25 protein-coding genes and 1 tRNA gene are annotated in these 15759 nt (G+C 52.6%); 3 read left to right on the top strand and 23 right to left on the bottom strand.

The annotated features are described in order from the left end of the window. Positions 1-118 precede the first annotated feature (118 nt). The 20 genes from Q4T40_06640 to Q4T40_06545 all read right to left on the bottom strand — a co-directional run bounded on the left by Q4T40_06640 (position 119) and on the right by Q4T40_06545 (position 11898). On the bottom strand, positions 119-637 hold the full coding sequence (locus Q4T40_06640; GenBank protein MDT8900910.1) for a hypothetical protein: 519 nt from the start codon (positions 635-637) through the stop codon (positions 119-121). Continuing rightward, the gene (locus Q4T40_06635) at positions 638-1072 is read right to left on the bottom strand and encodes a 4Fe-4S cluster-binding domain-containing protein (GenBank protein MDT8900909.1); all 435 of its coding nucleotides are present in this window, start codon (positions 1070-1072) and stop codon (positions 638-640) included. A gap of 10 nt (positions 1073-1082) precedes the next feature. Then, entirely contained in the window at positions 1083-1208 is a 126-nt protein-coding gene (locus Q4T40_06630; protein MDT8900908.1) for a hypothetical protein, read from the bottom strand. 5 nt (positions 1209-1213) lie between these two features. Next, a complete protein-coding gene (locus Q4T40_06625) occupies positions 1214-1492 on the bottom strand; it encodes a hypothetical protein (protein ID MDT8900907.1) in 279 nt (92 codons plus the stop codon). A 90-nt stretch (positions 1493-1582) separates the two neighbouring features. After that, complete coding sequence (locus tag Q4T40_06620; GenBank protein MDT8900906.1) at positions 1583-2161, bottom strand: hypothetical protein; 579 nt, start codon at positions 2159-2161, stop codon at positions 1583-1585. A 2-nt stretch (positions 2162-2163) separates the two neighbouring features. Beyond that, positions 2164-2286, bottom strand: a complete 123-nt coding sequence (locus Q4T40_06615; protein MDT8900905.1) for a hypothetical protein — start codon at positions 2284-2286, stop codon at positions 2164-2166. Further along, the gene (locus Q4T40_06610; protein ID MDT8900904.1) at positions 2270-3982 is read right to left on the bottom strand and encodes a ribonucleoside triphosphate reductase; all 1713 of its coding nucleotides are present in this window, start codon (positions 3980-3982) and stop codon (positions 2270-2272) included. The genes Q4T40_06615 and Q4T40_06610 overlap by 17 nt, the downstream gene beginning before the upstream one ends. Then, positions 3983-4375, bottom strand: coding sequence for a hypothetical protein (locus Q4T40_06605; GenBank protein ID MDT8900903.1), 393 nt, complete (start codon positions 4373-4375; stop codon positions 3983-3985). Then, the gene (locus Q4T40_06600) at positions 4375-4659 is read right to left on the bottom strand and encodes a hypothetical protein (protein MDT8900902.1); all 285 of its coding nucleotides are present in this window, start codon (positions 4657-4659) and stop codon (positions 4375-4377) included. The genes Q4T40_06605 and Q4T40_06600 overlap by 1 nt, the downstream gene beginning before the upstream one ends. Positions 4660-4671: 12 nt before the next feature. Further along, positions 4672-4827, bottom strand: a complete 156-nt coding sequence (locus Q4T40_06595; GenBank protein ID MDT8900901.1) for a hypothetical protein — start codon at positions 4825-4827, stop codon at positions 4672-4674. A 107-nt stretch (positions 4828-4934) separates the two neighbouring features. Continuing rightward, positions 4935-5471 (bottom strand): hypothetical protein, encoded by a 537-nt coding sequence (locus Q4T40_06590; GenBank protein MDT8900900.1) that lies wholly within the window; start codon positions 5469-5471, stop codon positions 4935-4937. Between the two features lie 120 nt (positions 5472-5591). After that, on the bottom strand, positions 5592-6131 hold the full coding sequence (locus tag Q4T40_06585) for a hypothetical protein (protein ID MDT8900899.1): 540 nt from the start codon (positions 6129-6131) through the stop codon (positions 5592-5594). Positions 6132-6173: 42 nt separating this feature from the next. Further along, positions 6174-6836: a hypothetical protein gene (locus Q4T40_06580; protein ID MDT8900898.1), complete on the bottom strand. Its 663-nt coding sequence runs from the start codon at positions 6834-6836 to the stop codon at positions 6174-6176. After that, positions 6833-7636 (bottom strand): PD-(D/E)XK nuclease family protein, encoded by an 804-nt coding sequence (locus Q4T40_06575; protein MDT8900897.1) that lies wholly within the window; start codon positions 7634-7636, stop codon positions 6833-6835. Before Q4T40_06575 ends, Q4T40_06580 begins: the two co-directional genes overlap by 4 nt. A 110-nt stretch (positions 7637-7746) precedes the next feature. Then, a complete protein-coding gene (locus tag Q4T40_06570; GenBank protein ID MDT8900896.1) occupies positions 7747-7944 on the bottom strand; it encodes a hypothetical protein in 198 nt (65 codons plus the stop codon). After that, on the bottom strand, positions 7913-9973 hold the full coding sequence (locus Q4T40_06565; protein MDT8900895.1) for a DnaB-like helicase C-terminal domain-containing protein: 2061 nt from the start codon (positions 9971-9973) through the stop codon (positions 7913-7915). Before Q4T40_06565 ends, Q4T40_06570 begins: the two co-directional genes overlap by 32 nt. Before the next feature lie 4 nt (positions 9974-9977). After that, positions 9978-10322 (bottom strand): hypothetical protein, encoded by a 345-nt coding sequence (locus tag Q4T40_06560; protein MDT8900894.1) that lies wholly within the window; start codon positions 10320-10322, stop codon positions 9978-9980. Positions 10323-10636: 314 nt separating this feature from the next. After that, positions 10637-11389 carry a Rad52/Rad22 family DNA repair protein gene (locus tag Q4T40_06555; protein ID MDT8900893.1) on the bottom strand — a complete coding sequence of 251 codons (753 nt, stop codon included), beginning with the start codon at positions 11387-11389 and terminating at the stop codon, positions 10637-10639. A gap of 106 nt (positions 11390-11495) precedes the next feature. Continuing rightward, entirely contained in the window at positions 11496-11678 is a 183-nt protein-coding gene (locus tag Q4T40_06550; protein MDT8900892.1) for a hypothetical protein, read from the bottom strand. A gap of 16 nt (positions 11679-11694) precedes the next feature. Next, entirely contained in the window at positions 11695-11898 is a 204-nt protein-coding gene (locus Q4T40_06545) for a helix-turn-helix domain-containing protein (protein ID MDT8900891.1), read from the bottom strand. A 200-nt stretch (positions 11899-12098) separates the two neighbouring features. Between Q4T40_06545 and Q4T40_06540 the strand changes: the two genes are divergently transcribed. From Q4T40_06540 to Q4T40_06530, 3 genes are read left to right on the top strand one after another with little or no spacing between them, the layout of a single operon-like run. After that, positions 12099-13286: a site-specific integrase gene (locus Q4T40_06540; GenBank protein MDT8900890.1), complete on the top strand. Its 1188-nt coding sequence runs from the start codon at positions 12099-12101 to the stop codon at positions 13284-13286. Then, a complete protein-coding gene (locus tag Q4T40_06535; GenBank protein MDT8900889.1) occupies positions 13273-13518 on the top strand; it encodes a hypothetical protein in 246 nt (81 codons plus the stop codon). The genes Q4T40_06540 and Q4T40_06535 overlap by 14 nt, the downstream gene beginning before the upstream one ends. A 5-nt stretch (positions 13519-13523) precedes the next feature. Next, positions 13524-13805: a hypothetical protein gene (locus tag Q4T40_06530; protein ID MDT8900888.1), complete on the top strand. Its 282-nt coding sequence runs from the start codon at positions 13524-13526 to the stop codon at positions 13803-13805. Between the two features lie 76 nt (positions 13806-13881). Here Q4T40_06530 and Q4T40_06525 read toward each other — a convergent pair. The 3 genes from Q4T40_06525 to Q4T40_06515 form a co-directional block, all read right to left on the bottom strand. Next, a tRNA-Val gene (locus tag Q4T40_06525) sits at positions 13882-13958 on the bottom strand. A 76-nt stretch (positions 13959-14034) separates the two neighbouring features. After that, complete coding sequence (locus tag Q4T40_06520) at positions 14035-15171, bottom strand: acyl-CoA dehydrogenase family protein (GenBank protein MDT8900887.1); 1137 nt, start codon at positions 15169-15171, stop codon at positions 14035-14037. Between the two features lie 108 nt (positions 15172-15279). Then, positions 15280-15732 (bottom strand): DMT family transporter, encoded by a 453-nt coding sequence (locus tag Q4T40_06515; protein ID MDT8900886.1) that lies wholly within the window; start codon positions 15730-15732, stop codon positions 15280-15282. Positions 15733-15759 lie beyond the last annotated feature (27 nt).

Below are 15759 nucleotides of genomic sequence, written 5' to 3'. Positions count from 1 at the left end.
ACGAATCTTACATCGTTGGAGAATTGCCGAAGGTATTGCTCTATCCGCTCTTTATCGCCCTTTGTCAGGAATCTGTAGTAGTGTCCCTCGTCGCCATAATCAACGAGGAAGATGTGTATCATGTACCCGTAGAGCCGAAGCCTTTCTTGCCACGCTTGGTGGCGGATGGTTCGTTCTCTACGAATTCTACCCTCGGCAGAGGTATAATCTCACCCTGTGCGATGCGTTCCCCCGCCCGGATGACGTAGGTCTGGTCATAGGGGATGCCGCCGTAAGGGCCATAGGAGAGTTCGGAACCGTCGATGGCGTAGACACAATGGGAGAAGTGTTGGCTCCGTGAGGCGGTGTTAGTCAGAAGGATGGCTACCTCGCCACGGTAGTCGGAGTCGATGATGCCAACCGAGTTGGCTAACCGCAAGGGGGTTTTGAGGGATACCCCACTTCTGGGATAGACACGCATCACATGCCCTGCCGGAACTTCAAAGATGAGTCCGGTGGTTATCTTCTTGGTTTCCCCCGGCGGTATTACCACAGTCTCCGCTGCCACGAGGTCGAAGCAGGCCGCACCATCAGTGGCGTACTCCGGTAGGACGGCTTTGTCCTGGTTCTTCTTGACTACGACTTTTATAGGCTCCATCTAATAGTGGACACCCCTTTGCAAAAGTTGTTGGTTTGATGAGGCCGGGAAGCCTCCTGTTGCTAAATAATATATATAGGGACCGGTCTTGATAACGTCGAAGACCCGGTAAACCCATAGTGGTAGCCGCTCCGGAACCTCTCCGGTGAAAAGCCACAGTTGCTTGCCTGGGTAGCACTCGCGGAGCCGAAGTGCCAATGCTTTGCAGTCGGCCCCTTGGCGAAGGGGATCACCGCCTGTCAGAGATATTACCCCAGACCAGTCATCGATGGCGTTGACTACCTGCTCGATGCCCCACTCCTCTCCCCCATCGAAGGGGAGGAGGGAGGGATTGTGGCAGTCCTTGCACCCCCTGTCGCAACCTTGGAAGAACACTTCCGTAGCCATGGCAGGATAGCAAGTCACAACCTCTGGCACAACCCCCGCTAACCTCATAGCACCCCTCCTAGCTTACGAAGGGTTGGCGATCTGCGAACTCCTGGCGCTTGCCCTCGTTGAGGGACGATTCCTTGGCGTAGTAGCCCACACACCGGAGATAACGTTCAGTTCGCACCTGCACTTTCTGCTTCACGGCTTTTACCCCCCTTCGGCCTCACTAACTACCACCTTGCCGCCCTTTGCCATATCGGCGAGAAGGATGGTGAAGACCGCCTCATTGACTTTGGATACAAGATTGAGGGGGTTTTCCTGTCCGCCCAGAACCTGTTTGCGGAAGATATCCATGGCTATCACCATGCCGCAGAAGAATTCGAAAGGATCAACGCTTTTGGCTTCGGTGAAATTTTTGTCCATGGCTTCGCTCATCGCTTTGCCGCAGATATCCGCATACATGGATACTCTTTCGTGAAAGGTCACGCTTCTTGAACCTCCTAGCTAGAATTTGACCACAGTTCGTGCATTGACTGGCCTCCGGCATCGTTTCGGCGCCGCACCGTAGGCATTTGCCTACACTACCACGCCTAACATCCTTGCCATCGGTAGGGTGTTTGCCCATGCTTTGAATATCCTCCACATCTCCAGTCTGTGAGCGTCCCTCTGCCTGCACATCGTCTTGATTTGCAGGTAACTGAGGTCAATTCCGGCGGTGAGCTGCAAACCCATGGGGATATTCGCCATCATCTGGTCGATGGTTATCTCGCCCCTGATATATTTAGCAATATGGTCTTCGGCGAGGGCGATTGCCATCGGGTGGACATCCTCGGTGCATTGGGAGGAGATATCGAACTTGGTTATTCTGTGCATCTTGCTCTGCGACGATATGATGTCGGCGAAGTGATAGCGTTGGAACTGGGGCCACCAGTAGGACGGCGCTTCGATATCGCATTGAACACGGATGCCCTTGAGGAAGCAGTCGTGACCGGAGCCGGGCGTGGACTGTCCAAGCCGCGATGCCCTGTCGTTGACATTCACCCAGTCCGCCTGGGCGATAGCTTCCATCATGTCCGGAATCTCGGTAGACATCGGATAACCGGAACGGATGAGGCTCTCACGAAGTCCGTAAACCTGCGTATTGAAGATTCTCATGGTTACACCCCTGCGTACTGGCGGTGGATTTTGCCCACCATGCCTACTAACTTAGGGTCGTAGTCCCGGCCGATATTGAAGCGAACCAGTTCCCAGAAATAAAATCCTTTAGCGGGTTTCATCAATCTCAATCCCCCTTTGCCGAAGTTCGGCGATTTGCTCCGGCGTGAGTTCGTGTTCACACCATTGCCTGTCATCTTGAAGCTTGCCGCAGATCGGGCAGACGGCGATGACTGGCGAGAGGGATATGAACGGCAACTCCGTTTCGTTGACCAGTTTGTAGATAATGTCCCTGACGGCTCTCCAGTCGTGAATGACTTGACCAAAGTGCCATTGCCAGTTCGCACCCCCGCTAAATAACTTCTGGAGCCTGCTCTGGTGTTGAGCAGAGAAGCGTAGCGAAAATTGTTTGTCGGCAGGGAGCCAGCATCCCCTGGTTAAGTACATGCCGCCTGTGCCATTGGCGGTGTGGGCGTTGGGGTACTTCTTCTTCATGTGCTTGGCTAGGCGGTAGGTAGCACCTTCGCCGGGAACCAACTCCAGATTGTACACCACGCCGCGATACGAACCGTAGAAAGTCTTTCGCATCTCTTGGTAGTGAACCAGTCTGGAGTTCATGTGGTCCATAACCTCTTCCACGAAGAGAACCGACTCATCGTGACTGATATCCGGCAACCCCATATTTAGGCACATCTCATTGAGGCCGATAACCCCGATAGTCGAGAAGAAATTGGAGAAGTCATCGACGAACCGCTTGAGGTAGGGGAACATACCGTTCTTCATCATCATCTCGATAAAGCCGCGCTTCTCAGTCAGGGCGATGTCGGCGATGTCCATGTAGTGGTCGATGAGGTCGAACAGCTTGGCCTTGTCCCCTGCGGCCTCCGCCGCAAGCATCGGCATGTTGATGGTCACCACGCCTATCGATCCGGTGTTATCTCCGCTGCCGAACTGTCCACCGGCTTGTTTGAATAATTTAGTCATATCTAGGCGGAGGGAGCAACACATGCTCTTCACGGAGTCGGGGTCGTACTCTCCACTAACATAGTTATTTATAGTGGGTTGACCCATGGAGCCGACAGCCCGGAAGATGGTTTCGGCGAGAGGCGAATCCCAATCGAAGTCGCGGGTCACGCCGATGTTGATGACCGGAAAGGAGAGGACACGGCGTGCTTCCATCATCACCTCAAGCAGAGCCTTGTTGAACATGTCCATCTCCGCTTGGCAGTCGCCGTAAGTAAACGGCATTACCTCGCCGTCGATGACCACCGTCTGGTCTTTGAGCCGCTTGGGGACGGTGATGTCCAACTGGAAGTTGCAGAACGGTGCTTGGAAGCCGATTCTACCCTTGACATTGATACTGTAGATGATGGTCTGGATGATTTGCTTCACCCAGTCGTAACTGAGTTTGTCTTTCTTGATGTACGGAGCCATTAATGCGTCTACCGCATTGAAGGCCACAGCTCCGGCCACCTCTTGGGAGATGGTGTACAGGGCGTTCATCATAATGCCCATGGCGGAGAGGAAGTGTCTGGGAACTTCCCCATCCTCCAGACCCTTGTACAGGAGGGAATCCAGGGCGATGCCCATGCAGTAGTCCTGCGTCCCTCCGGACAGGTCGTGGATGTGGATATAACCTTCGGTGTGGGCTTCCGCCGCTTCCGGCGGTAGGACTTCGGCGAGGACGAAGTCGGAGATGCAGTAGTTCGCCACGAAGCCTACCATTCCGGAATGGCTAAAGGTCATATTTGCGTTTTCCTTCACACGCCATGAGGATTTCTTGATGTAGTCCCAGATGAGTTTGCGAGTCTTCTGCAACAATCACTCACTCCGGTCTGAATGGATTTTCTTCTCCCCTCTGGCAAGTAAGGCACGGCAGTCGAAGTATACCTTTTCAAGGAACCTGACCTGTGCTTCTTTGAGTTCTACGGCGAGAAGTGCTTGGTTGTAGTTCCGCTTGGCCTGCAAGACTTGCTCGTCTTGCTTGGACAGGCGTTCCCCCTCGTTGACTTTATCCGGAGCCAGTTCCTTGGACCGCCTGGCCTGTGTGAAGTCCACATCGACCTTGAAGTCGTTTGCCATGTGGCGGATTTGGGCTAGTTCGGATTCGAAAGTCTCCTGTAAGGTAACGGCCTGCGTTTTGAGAATGTAAGCCCCATACAGGTCGTTATCTGGGAGGGACAGATAAGCTTCACGGATTTCTCCGTAATCCATTACATCACCTTGATGACTTTGCCAGTCTCACGCATCTCGTTGGCGATGTTCCGCATGGCTTCTTGGGCTTCGGCAAAGGTGGCCTTTCTAGCTAATAGATAGCGTTGGTCAACCTCTTGAGTACCGCCGTCTTCGCCGCCAGTACGTTTCCGGCGTTTGGAAGTGTCCTCGAAGTAGATGGCGAAGACTTCCTTCTCTGCTTTGTCGGTGTACGAGCCGATTTCCAAAGTACCCATGCCGGGAATTACGATGCGATTGTCCTTTTCACTTTGGAAGGCTAACAATGTTCTTTCCTCCTAGTTCGGCGGGAATTGGTTATCGATCTGGGCGGCAACGTGGGCGCCGCGAATACAGGTTTTGAGAGCATCGATGATGTCCTGCTCCTTGGCCTCGTCGCCTTCGGCGTAGTCGTTGAGGAGGTCTTCCAGAGCCTCTGCGGCGTTAGTAATCATCAGAGCGACGATTACATCGGGGATACCTGCGCCGTCCCCAATCTTCTTGCAGAGGTCGGTGAACTAAGTCACATACGGCTGGATGGCTTCCGGCACTTCGGGCTTGGTCATGTTGCTAACTCCTTCGCTTTATTTAGTGTGATGGCGAACAGCCATTGGCGGTGGTTGGACTTCATAGCGACAATGTCGCTACCGTCTTGGTCGAACCAGTCATGGAGCCGCTTGAACCGTTTGTCGGGTAGTACGGTATCCGGCGAAAGCCTTGCACCATTTAGCAGGAATTCGAAGTTCTGCTCACCCATCACGATACAAAAGCCATCGATAACGAATGGACCTGTTTCTTCGACCATCCTGTAATAGGTGTTTAGGTCTGCCCTCTTCTTTGACTCGATCTTGAACTCTTTACCCCCGACAGTTAGGCGAAGGTCGCCGGATAGCTTGTCATCCAAGCATCCAACAAGGTTTAACCCTTTTAATGCTCCAGACAATGGAACCCGGCGACACTCATAGCCCCAACTGGTCAAGAGGTTTTCAAGACCCTTCTCCGCCCTTTTCCCTGCGTTGCGATTGGCTCTGCCGCGCTTGGATGCGGAGGTTTGCTTCTTCTCTTTTTTCGCTTGCTTTCGCTCTTCTTTGACCCTCACTTGGCGAGGGCATTTAATCTTTTTGTCAAGGGGATAGTAGAGGGCGTAATCGTCGCAACGCCAACAGAGGACTCTGTTTTGGCAGTTGCTAAAGACTTCACACTCTATCTCCCCCACCTCCTAGTGAAGGTTAGGGGCGACAGCAACGGCCTTCTGGGCCTTGAAGTCATCCGGCGTAACGAGGTTGTCTTCGTTCACGCAGACATGACCGAGGCCGAGGGGCAGGACCACTTGGTAGTCGTGGTCGGGCAGGCCAGACTTGATAACCTTGACAGGGATGCCCTTGAGCATTTCCGCCATCGGGTTCTCAGCGAGAACATCCTGCGGGATCGAGGCGAGGACGGCGATCTCTTCCATCTTCCACTTACGTCCCCAGTCGAAGACCTTGCCGTCACCCTTGGCGACGAGTTTGAACTCATCCGGCGACATGGCGACATGGCCGGGGGTTCCGCGAGTGCCGCCGAAGTCGATGACAACACGGTCGCTGCCGTCGATGAGGTGGGCGACATAGCCTTCTTTGCCGATGATCTGACCGAAGAACTTCGCCAGGTCTTCCTCATCCTTGATATCGGACGGAATGGCGGTGGCGCGGACTTTGTCGCCGAGGGCGAGGTCGGATTTGGCTACCTGGATGGGGAACTGTACGAGATTGTCTTTCATTCTGATTCCTCCTTAGATTCATTTGATTCTTTTTTAGTATCACTAGGGGGTAAAAAAAGACTGCCGGATTGTGTCGATGGCTTCGAAGGTGGCGGTCAGTAGCTTGGCCTTGCCTTCGTCGTTCTCGACGGTGGCGTGTGCCATCTTGCCGATTTCATCGATTTCCTGTTCCGAGACATGTCCAAATACCGAGGTGTCGGCGGACGCATCTCTGGCAAGCATACGCTCACGGCGTATGGCTTCCGGGGCGGTGACATGGATGAACTTGAAACCTGCGTCCCGAAGGACTTCGTACTCCCTGCGGCGGCGGACATCGGTACAGACCGCACCCACGCCATAACCCTGTACTAAATAAGGGAGTTGGCGGAAGGTGGTGCGAACCCAGATGTCATCGTCAAGCTGCCTTGCCCATGTCCCCACCTTCTGGAGGAACTCACGCCGAGTCGGTGAACTGTTGGCGATGTCCTTAAAGGTGGTGGCGGTGGTGGTGAATCTTGCTATGGTGTCGGAATAGAGGCAGAGGAGTTCGAAGGCAGGTTGCCATCCACCGTCTAGATATACTTGATAGACGGAGCGGATCGGGTCACCGAAGGCGAACCTCTGGTAGCCGAGGGTCTTGATGAGAACCTCCCCTACCGTGTCCTTACCGGAGCATATCCGGCCTATCAAGCCTATCTTGAGTTGGGGCGAAGGTAACTGGGTCATTTGCCTACCTCCACGATGTGGACATCACAGGGGTTGCCTCGATAGGAGCAATTCTTACACAGGCCACCTCCATCGGAGATGGGTAGGAAGACTCCGGCTGCAATACCCTTTTCTGTTTCGTCGTAGAGTCCCATGTAATAGGGGATGCTTTCCGGAGGGATGACCAGTTCATCCATTTCCCATGAGGAGTGATACCACTTTTTCTTGCGGGTCGCCTGGTTGAGTTTACCGTTCCACTTGGTGCGTAGAATCCGGATGGACTTGGGGAAGTAGCCGTGTTCATCGTAGAAGGCTTTGGCGTATGTAGCCATATTTAGTCCATACTCCGCCGAATTGGCAGTACCTGTGAATCCTCGTCCGGTCTTCCAGTCCCAGACCGCATCGTTGGTATCTACACAGTCTGCGATGCACTTGATGGGCATCCGGCCTTCCCTTCGAACCATGAACTCCTTCTCGATCTCCGCCGGGGCGATACGAGGCAACCATTTCTTGCAGAACTCATCAAGTGAGGCCGCGCCCTGTTCAAACAGGTGTTCTTTGGTGTCTTCGCCCCAGACCGTAATAGTGTCGGCTAGGCCACGGAGTTCTTGGTCAAATAGGTGGATAACTTCGTCTACTGAGGGGATGAAGCCCATCTTCTTCTCACGGAGGAGAGTTTCGATGGATCGGTGGATAGCCGTTCCGTAGGCAGTAGCCGCATATACGGTTGTGTCAGGGAGTCCCATGATTTTCCGGTAATACACGAGTCTACCACACTTCCGGTAAGACTGCACCGTGGAAGGTGATAGGTGGGTTATCAACTCTTGGGTGAACCTCCTTTCGTCTAATATAGTATTTCACTAACCCTAGTATAGCATCATTTGATACGAATTACAATAGGTTTGGGTAAAAAAATCGAACACATATTCGATTATTTTTCCGAGAGTTCTTCGATGATGCTAGGCCAAGCCCATCCCCAACCCACGGCTCCCAAGGCACTAAATAAGGCGGAGCCATAATCCTTGGTCATTACCTCCATGAACGCCACGACCATCATGGTGATACACAGGGCGTAGCAGATAAACAGTAACGGGGTTTTAGCTTTGAGCGGAATCTTTAGGTTTGGCATTTTGCGTCCTCCTCTTCTTCTGTACTACTACCTCGGCTTGCTCCTTGACCTCTACGATGCGTGTAGTGGCGGTATCGAACCGGAGGGCTACGTCACGGATTCTGGCGCCCCTGCGGTGCTTGAGGAAGCCGAACATAATGATGCCGTCCAACTTCTTCTGCTCCGCATCGGACAGTTCCGGATTGTTACCGGGAACCCAGAGGCCACCAACTGTGTCTCCAGTCTGTTCCAGTTCACCGGCCCCCTTGAGCATCTCCATGGTCGGCCTCTCGTAGTCTCGGCCTTGGCGTGAGATTTGGGAGAGGGCGATGACCAATAACTTGTTCTTCTTGGCAAGCGGCTTGAGAGCCTTGGTTTCCTCCGCCAAAATATCGTACTTGGAACAACCCTTAATAAATTGCATGTAGTCGATGACCACGAAATCGCACGGCTCATCAAACTTCCGTTGGTTAGCGTAGGCGATAATCTTGTCCATCATCTCTACGTTGATGTCGTTGTCATCCACCACATAGAGCCGACTCTCCAAAGCCGCCTTTATATTTAGTACCGTTGGGTCTTTCTCCTTGACTAGTTTTTCAACTTCCCACATCGGCTTGCCAAGGAAAATAGCCACCATTCGGTTATAGAGGCTCCCGGCAGACATCTCAAGGCTAAAGAATATGCCACGCTTCTTCTCGCGGATCGCCAGATGCAAGGCCACCATACATGCTATCCATGTCTTCGCTACGCCAGGGCGTGCCGCTAGGATGATTACCTCGGTCTTATAGAAGGAGTTGGCTCCCCAGTCGATGGTTTCCCATCCCAGAGTCATGGCTCCGGATGCGTAGAGGGCAAGGAGGTCATCGATAGCGGCTTCCGGTTCCTTAAACCTCTTCGCCATGTCATCGTCGTTGGACTTGGCCTGTAGCCACCCCTGCACCGTGTCCTCTTGGCGTTGCCACTTATGCGACAGGTACTTCGCGCATTCGGCCTTGACGATTTCGTTGGTCACCGTGGACATGAACTCCTTGGCGGCTGTGAATTCCTCGTCCTCGCCCTGACAGTCACTAACTATCTTTTTTAGTACATAGAGGTCAAGGGGTTCGGTTGGCAGCTCACCGATCTGGATTCCGGCGTGATGGGCATCGTTAAAATCCTTGATACCCTCCGGCAGTAGCACCACCCTGACGTTGGCTCTCGGAGCCAATTGGCGGAACTTGTCACGCATCCGGGGGATACGCTTCTGACCTTCTTCGTCGTTATCCGGCGCCAGAAAGAAGGTAAACTGGGGATATAGGTCTTCTGCCCTTTCGTTCAAAGCCTTGATGTGGCCTCTGGTCAGGTCGGCAGAGGCATAGGCCACACAGGGAAGTCCTTGTTGGTCGGCTGCCGCCGCATCGAAGTAGCCCTCGCAGACGTAAACCCTACGTTGCTTCCTCATCTCCTTCAACGCCCTGTTGAAGTTGTAGAGGAACTCGGCTTTCTCGTACAGTTCGTTATTGCGGGTGTTGGTGTACTTCGGTTGCCCCTTGGCCTTGTAGTTCATGTTCCGCCTGGCGAAAGCCACCACTTGGCCTTGCAAATTGATGAGGGGGATGATGATTCCATCGATGTCGCCGCCCAGTTGCAAAGCCTCGATGGTTTCATCCGATATCGATCTGTCCCCATTGAGATAGTCCTTGTAGGGGGTGATTCCTCGGCGGTACTTGGCAAGCTTGGCCTTATTCTGTTCGGCAAGCGTCTTCTGACGTTGGAACTCCTCGTAGCTACCTATCGGCAGATTCAGTTCGTTTGCCAGTTTCTCGATGGCGGAGGTTTGGTCGATGCCCTCTATCTCCGCCACCGCGTCGATAATGTTGCCGTAGAAGCCGCAGGCGAAGCAAGTAAGCCTATTCCCCAGTACGGAGAAGCTGTCGCCTCTGGAGCCGTCATGCACCGGACATTGGGAGCGGTATGACCGTGGCTCTTTGCGGAACTTGACTCCGTAGTTATAGGTAAGGTACTCCACCGGATCGACCTTGGCGATGATTACTTCGGCAATGTTGCCCACTTTGTCACCTCAACATGTCTAGATGGTATTGGTCGTACTCTTTGATGTCGGCCTGCTTGGTTTTCTGCACCCCCTCTCTGAACCGCTTGGCGTTCTGGAAGTCTCTGGCCAGTACCATCAATTCGCCGACTGAAATCAAGGAGCCAGGCTCCCATGTCTGGAGGAACTCCCATACCGATACCGGAGACACCTTCTGGCTTGCCATATAGTTGCGAATGCGGAAGTAAACAGGATTGATTTTCTTGGTCGGTAGGAATAGGGGTTCCGCCGTACAGACCTCGATGAACAACTTCACCGCCCTATCTAGTTGTAGGTTAGGCGGTAGTTGCATGAACTCGTCCAACGTCATTGGCTCACCTCCGTACATGTGTTCGGTCTGTACATCCAGTTTAGCACTCGGCGGTGATTCGTGTCAAGGTTCATTTGAACCGCCATTCGTTTCTCTTAACCGTTAAAACTTTTGGCGGTGAGAAACACCATCTTAGTATGAGTAATCCTTTAGGATTACGAATACTAAGATTTATATATACTGATAATTATCAGTATTATTAAAGACATATATAATTCTCTTTAAGTATTAATTAATATATATATAATATATATTATATATAATATAATACTAAGTATAGAGAGAGCCGGGGCATTGAACCCCGGCTCCGCCTATTAGTTGGCTACTCTTTGAACCGCCAGTTGTTTGATATGTTCGTGCAGAGCATTGCCTGGTTGCGGAGTCCAGGTGCTGGCAAGCCATTGCACATACCGTCCGGTCAGTTCGGAAAACCGTTTGCCACGGTTTACGCCGAAGTCGATGAGCGGATCGTTATCGTTGGAGCCGTCATCATCGATGGGTTCGCTACCGTCGAAGTCCTCATCCGGTTCGCCGTCATCTTCGATATCGGGAGCCGCTGCGGCGGGTGCAGGCGTAGCCGAAGGCAAAGCCCAAGCGGGGAGTTGCGGAGGGGTGAACTTGCCGTACTGGTCAACCGGAACCCAGAAGTCCGGAAGGTCGTACAGGTAACGACCCATACCGATGGAAGAACACGCACGCCGGAAGGCTTGAGTAATGCCGCCCTTGATGGGTTCGATGTCGGTGCATCCGGCTCCGTTGGTGCGGACGATGAGGTTCTCACCCGCATTGATGCGGATGGTGATGGTGCAGAGAAAACCTTTTGCGTCAACTTCCTTGGGGCCGTTCTTGGTGTCGATGGTGATTACGCCCATATCGACGGGGCTGTACTGTGCCGACCAGTTGTCCGGTCCCACGACTGCATCTAGCCGCTCTTCCAGAGTTCTGGCATCGACGAAAGGCATAACGGCAGCTTTTGTGCCGTCCTTGGTTCTCCGCATAATCCGCCACTCAATATCCTTCGGCGAGAACGGTGCGGTGAGCCTTTTAAGGGTTTCTGCTTTGGACACTACTAATCCTCCTTGAGATTTGTTTGATACTAAAATCGGTTCACATGGGTATAGAAAAAGACCGACACCTTACAATCGGCCTTCTCCTCTCCACAGGATAACCGATTTAAGCCGTGATGGGAACGGGGATATGTATCACAACAGGGAGCATGTCTTCCTGTACGCCTTTCCATTCGGCGGTGAGAGCGTTTACTTCTTCGACTGTGGCTACATTATCCCACGACTTGTTCAATAGGACTGCGGTCATGGGGGGGTACAAAATGAGGTAGGGTTTGTCAAACTTAGTCAAGCAATTTTCTCCCCTTTTAGCCGGTTCCTCTCAGCCAAGCGTGAACGCTCTCTTTTGGGATACGCCATTCACGACCCACCTTGCGTACAGGAACCTTTTTCGTTTTTTTCCACTCAAGCACCTGTTTCCTCGCCGTGGGATATGACACGCCAAGTACCTGGGTGAGTTCAGTAACCGTGTAGGTTAGTCGCCGAACCTCGGCGAGGTTGTCCACAATCATAGCATCACCTCCGTCCGTTTCAGACATGGTTTATAAGGGTCATGTTCAGTCATAACCTTTTCTGAGAATAGTATAGACTACGAACACATGTTCTGTCAATAGGACTTTAGGTTCAAAAGTTCTATTTCGAACCGGCCCATTGTCATTTGATACGTTTGGTGTTATTATTAACACATAAGCTGTATCAAGGAGGTTCTGACATGGGTAAAAGGGGCCAGAATGAAGGTTCCATCCGCAAGCGCAAGGATGGATCATGGGAAGGGCGGTATACCACAAAAAGCGGTGAGCGAAAATCAGTATATGGTAAAACGCGACAAGAGGTCAACCAGAAATTGTCGAAAATTTTAGCTGAAATCAATCGTGGCACTTACATAGAACCAAGCAAGGTCTGTTTTTCTGAGGTTTACGAAAATTGGAAGCCGTTTGGACTTGACCCTGTCGCCGATGCCACTAAATCTCAGTATCTTTACCTATTCAACAAGCATATATTACCATATTTCGGCGGCATGAAGGTCAGCGACATCAACGAAACAACCATCCAAAATTTCATCAACGAGAAGAACAATGACTATGCCCCCTACACCGTGAGGATGGCGAAGACTTTGGTCGCCTCGGTACTGGACATCGCCGTCGAAGACCAACTCATCGCACGAAACCCCGCCCGATCCCGCAAAAAGATCAAGTTGCCGAAGGACAAGCCTGACCATGAGAAGTCTAACCCGCTGGAATTGGAAGACCTCCAGAGTCTTCTCGACCACGCCAAGAAGCGCCTGCTACCGCCCAACAAAGGCGTAAAGGAACGGAAGCCGGATAGGCGTTTAGCAATGGCTCTGTGGTTAGGTTCTACCTGCGGCTTCCGCCGGGGCGAGGTCTTAGGACTCAGAAAGAGCGACATCGATACTCGCCGGAAGATGATTAGGCCGAGAGAAGCTTTTGGAACCGTCAACGGCAAGGGTGTCAAGAAGGGTCTAAAAAACGAAACATCCTACAATCCGGTACTCTTGACCGATAGCCAATGCACCGTCATTCAAGACTACCTCAAATGGCACGCCGAAGTTTTTCCGAATAGCATTCACCTCTTCCCTTCCACTAAGAATCCTTCAACGCCGGTATCGCCACGGTGGTTTACCAAGATGGTTGCCGACACGGCGGTGGATGCGGGGCTTGATGGAACACGCTTTCACGACATGCGGCATACCCATGGCTATCTGATGATGGAATCCGGCGCCGACTCGTTCACCGTACAGGAGAGACTTCGCCACAAAGACTACAGATCAACTAGGCGGTATGTGAAAGCTTCCGCCAGAAGGCAACGCGCCGCCGTCCAAAATGTGGTAGACTTAGTACAGAAGGTAAGCGAGAAGGATAAGAAGAATGGGGCCGATTAAGACAGGCTTTATCACCGCCAGATATGATGAGCCGGATACCACTACCTATCGTGGGATCGAGGCTACTGTCATCACTTACGAGAACGGCGGCAAGTCATCGGAATCCAAGCTTTTTAACTCCGGTGACTTTGACAAGGATAGGGAAGAATCGGTGCGGTGGTGCATCGACCAAGGTAGTGTGACGGTAATGGGTTCAAGTACAATAGACCATTTTATTATGGACAGGGGGTAATCAGTATGCCACAGTTTCACGAAACTAAGATGGGGCAGCGTTTTTACGACAGGCATGTTCCACAGATCGCCGCCGCACTTACGGTAATAGCTCAAGAACTAACGAAAGCCAACCAAAAATCCACCCCAACTTCCACCCCAAATGATGGGGTAATTGAGAAGGCTCTAAGGTTGGCTCAACTCATCGTGAACTCCCCTCCCGACACCGTCATAGGCGGTGAGATTGAGACTCTGGCCTTGGATTTAGAGTTTGATATCCGCCAGTCTCCGCCCAAACAAGAAAAATAGTCAGTAGGGGTAAGGTTGGGGTAAAAGACAAGAAAAAGGCTCCGGGCGAAATGCCTCGGAGCCTTGATTTTTCTTATGGTGGGGTTAAACGGACTCGAACCGCTGGCCTCCTCGATGTCAACGAGGCGCTCTAACCAACTGAGCTATAACCCCATATTTTTGCGGCAGCCATATCAACTGCCGCAAGAAACATTATATTACCGTAAACAAGACTTGTCAAGGGGGCTGGTTAATACAATATCTGGTTGGCAATTACAAGACGCTGGATCTGGTTGGTGCCTTCATATATCTGCATGATTTTGGCGTCACGCATGTATTTCTCGGTGGGATATTCCTTGATATAGCCGTAGCCGCCGAGAACCTGAACAGCGTCGGTGGTGACTTTCATTGCGACGTCGGCCGCGTAGCATTTTGCCATGGCCGCCTCTTTGGCGAACGGCAGGTTCTGGTCTTTGAGCCAGCAGGCTTTGTAAACCAGAAGCCGCGCCGTTTCTACGGCGATGGCCATGTCGGCGAGCATTGCCTGTACAAGTTGAAAGGAGGCGATAGGCTTGCCGAACTGCTCGCGTTCTTTGGAGTATTTTACGGCGGCGTCGAAAGCTGCCTGGGCAATGCCGACCGATACGGCCCCGACCAGCGGGCGGGCGGCATCAAGGGTTTTCATGGCTATTTTGAAGCCTTCGCCTTCTCTGCCAAGGCGATTGGTGGTGGGTATACGAACGTTGTCGAGAATGAGTTCGCAGGTGTTGGAGGCGCGGATGCCCATCTTTTCTTCTTCTTTGCCAACCGAGAACCCAGGGGTGCCGCGGTCGACGATGAAGGCGGTCAGGCCTCGGATGCCGGCCGATTTGCGGGCGTTGGCGAAGATGACGAAGACGTCGGCGATACCCCCGTTGGTGATGAAGCATTTGGTGCCGTTGAGAATATAGTGGTCGTCGCCGTCCTTTACAGCGGTGGTGGCTACCGCGCCGGCGTCGGAACCGGCGCCCGGCTCGGTAAGGGCAAACGCCGCTAGTTTTCCGCTGTTGATGATATCAAAGTAGTGCTTTTTTTGCGCATCGGTACCCATGAGAATGACAGGATATGAGGCCAGGGCATTGGCGGCGACACTGGTGGCTACGCCGGCGCATCCTTTGCCGAGTTCTTCGTAGATGAGGGCGATAGTGACCGCATCAAGCCCCGGACCGTCGAATTCTTCCGGCACGACCAGGCCAACGAGACCGGCTTCGTCGAGCTTTTCGAGCAGACCAGGCCGCATTTTCCCGTTGTGGTCCATCTCAAGGGCGTAGGGAGTAATCTCTTTGGCAACTACTTCCTGAGCCATCTTCTTGAGGGCAAGCTGGTCGGGAGTAAAGTTAAAATCCATTACTTATCCTCCTTGTTAAGATTCGGCGTGGCAAAATATACCTATGATGGCGGGCCAAAAACCCTAAAAATAAGTATACCTTATATTATTTTTTTTGTGAAGGAAAATCTATTTCAGCAGCAGCTTTGCCCCAACCGCCAGGAGAGCCAACCCGGCGACCTGGTTCCAGCCGCAGGGTATCTTCTGCAACCCAAAGCCTCCTACGTGGTCGATTATAACGGCGGTCAGCACCTGACCGACGATGATGGCGGTGGTGGCGTTTGCAACGCCCACGCGGGGGATGCTGGCGGCCACCAGATAGATGATGAAAACGCTGATTACCCCTCCGAGATAAGAATACCACGGCGCCTGTGGCAAAGCGCCTAAATCGCCCTGCCCCATTTTGAGGAGGTACAAAACGACAAGCAAGACTAGCGTCCCGACGGCATGAACGACGAACGTCGCTTCCCACAGGCCGACTGTCTTGCTCAGCGCAGTATTGAGCGAACCCTGCACAGCCATCAGCACGCCGGACACAAGCGCCAAGAGCAGCGGCAGCAAATGGGCGGGTACCAAGTCCAAAGGGCTAGCCTCCCTTGTCAAGCAGAC

The organism is Selenomonadales bacterium 4137-cl, assembly GCA_032334055.1.
Classification (GTDB): Bacteria; Bacillota; Negativicutes; order Sporomusales; family UBA7701; genus Anaeroselena; species Anaeroselena agilis.
This window is presented reverse-complemented; position numbering and strand designations above follow the sequence as displayed.